Annotated in this window: 1 protein-coding gene and 1 pseudogene; both read left to right on the forward strand. The window is 49.8% G+C overall.

Going from position 1 to position 404, the window contains the following annotated elements; all coding sequences use genetic code 11:
- Positions 1–120: pseudogene (locus tag F1735_RS34330) on the forward strand (IS1595 family transposase); the annotation flags it as partial.
- Positions 121–212: 92 nt separating this feature from the next.
- The coding region (locus F1735_RS36095; protein WP_222853200.1) for a hypothetical protein at positions 213–404 on the forward strand (192 nt) is incomplete at its 3' end.

The raw sequence follows: 404 nt of genomic DNA on the forward strand, positions 1-404 counted from the left end.
CAGTATCGATTTAACCGGCGCTTCGATTTGTCGACCATTTTGACGCGCCTCTTGTACGCTGCTGTCGCCACGGGCAACCGAACCGAAGCGTGGTGTCGGTTAGCTGAAGATCAGCGCTAATCACCTTTATTTATGCCGACACCGTCCAGCGCTCTCGGCAACTTACCCTTGAAATCGTGTTCGATTGGATAGGCATAACAAAAAATACACACGTGATGATTTCCGCTGACGATGCTTGCAGAGGCAGCATTGCTGCTGTCCACTGCAGGTGGAGCACTAGAGCCAATTGCAAAACGATTTTTCTGAACTGGCCGACATCAGGAGAGCACGATTTTTCATCGCTTTTTCGTGATATCGGAGGAAATCTGATCGGTTACGGCGGCGGAATCATGGCTAATCTCATT

The organism is Massilia genomosp. 1, assembly GCF_011682185.1.
GTDB classification, from domain to species: Bacteria; Pseudomonadota; Gammaproteobacteria; order Burkholderiales; family Burkholderiaceae_D; genus Telluria_A; species Telluria_A rubra.